The organism is Thermus sp. FJN-A (genome assembly GCF_054655095.1).
This window is the reverse complement of record NZ_BAAHSC010000162.1, coordinates 1-665: the sequence shown is the minus strand read 5'-3', so window position 1 is coordinate 665 and position 665 is coordinate 1. Positions and strand designations below refer to the sequence as shown.

At 64.7% G+C, this 665-nt stretch carries 1 protein-coding gene; it reads right to left on the bottom strand.

The window, feature by feature from the left end:
- The coding region (locus ACYQ0J_RS00830) for an IS200/IS605 family accessory protein TnpB-related protein (protein ID WP_460170297.1) at positions 1-665 on the bottom strand (665 nt) is incomplete at both ends.

Below are 665 nucleotides of genomic sequence, written 5' to 3'. Positions count from 1 at the left end.
CGGTAAACCCGTCCCGGCCGCCCGGCGAGCCCTGAAGGCTTGAGAGCAGGGACAGGGACCCCTGAGCCCTCTTGAGCTCACGGGAGAGGCTGTCCCCGCGGGACTTGTCACGCTCGTTTCTCTTCTGAGTGCGGAGTTCCTCGGCTTTAGCCCGGTAGAACCCCTGGGCGTGGGCCAGGAACGCCTCGTCCTTCAGGAGCTTCTCGTACCCCTCGGGAAGCTTCTCCCTGAACCCTAAGGCCCTCCTCCCGATCACGTAGGCGGCGGCCACGTCCTTGGAGAGGGAGAGCTGCGGGGCGTACTTGAGCATGCCGATGGTGGAGGTGTCCTTTGGGTTCACCTCCACCACCTGGACGCCCTTCTTCCTGGCCAAGGAGTGGACCTTCCTGAGGAGGGAGCGGTAGGCGAAGCGGTGCAGGGTCCGCCTGAGGGCCCTGCCTGAGCCGTCTCCCCTCTTTCCCTTGGGGAGATACTTCAAGCGTTCGGTGGCGATGGCCACGCCTTCCTTCAGGGCCAGGGCTATGACCTCGTGGGCGATCTTCCAGAGGGCGAGCTCTTTCGCTCCCCTGTTGTGAGCCCGGTCCACTTCTTCCAGGGAGAGGGTGAGGTGATGCTTCAGGTTTCCATCCGGGCCCACCACGGCTAAGGCCAGGTGGTAGGGGTCG